Genomic DNA, 826 nt, shown 5'->3' on the forward strand with positions numbered 1-826 from the left:
CTCGGGCTGGGTCTCGGCGGCCGGCGCCGGGGTGGTGTCGTCGTCGTCCCAGGGGTCGGCGACGTCGTCGGTGGCAGGGACCGGTGTCGGTTCGGGCGTCGGCTTCGACTCCGGCTGCGGCGCGGGCTTCGACTCCGGCTGGGACTGGGCGGCCGGCGCCGGGGTGGTGTCGTCGTCGTCCCAGGGGTCGGCGTCGTTGGCGGCGTGGACGGCCTGCTCGTCGTTCTCCTCCGGGACGCGCACCTCCTCCTGCTCCTCCGCCTTGGCCTCCTCGGCAGGGGTGGTGCTGGTCTGCCGGTCGTCGGCGTCGGGCTTGATGCCCTCGGGTGCGCCGGCTGCGGCGACCCCGGCCGTGCCGGACGCCGCCGCAGCTGCGGCATCATCGGCTGCACCCGTCGACGCGGCCTCGGCAGCCGGCTCGACCGGCGCCTCGACCTCGTCGGCGCGCCGGACGGCGGCCAGGAGCATCTGGGCGACGTCGACTACCTCGACCGACTCGACCGCGGAGTCGTCGGCCTCCTTGGCGGTGACGCCGTCGGACAGCATGACGCGGCAGAAGGGGCAGCCCACCGCGATCCGGTCGGCGCCCGTGGCGAGCGCCTCCTCGGTGCGGTTCATGTTGATGCGGGTGCCGAGCTTCTCCTCCATCCACATGCGTGCGCCGCCGGCGCCGCAGCAGAAGGACGTCTCGCCGTGGCGGGGCATCTCGCGCAGCTCGACGCCGGGCAGCGACCCGATGAGCTCGCGCGGCGGGGCATACACGTTGTTGTGCCGTCCGAGGTAGCAGGGGTCGTGGTAGGTGACGACGGGTGCGCTCGAGGCGGGG

1 protein-coding gene is annotated in these 826 nt (G+C 74.6%); it reads right to left on the reverse strand.

Features of this window, described 5'->3' with window-relative positions; genetic code table 11:
• The coding region (locus tag B2P18_RS14395) for a heterodisulfide reductase-related iron-sulfur binding cluster (protein WP_286961347.1) at positions 1-826 on the reverse strand (826 nt) is incomplete at both ends.

The sequence above is a fragment of the Arsenicicoccus sp. UBA2120 genome, from assembly GCF_002330965.1.
Classification (GTDB): Bacteria; Actinomycetota; Actinomycetes; order Actinomycetales; family Dermatophilaceae; genus Arsenicicoccus; species Arsenicicoccus bolidensis.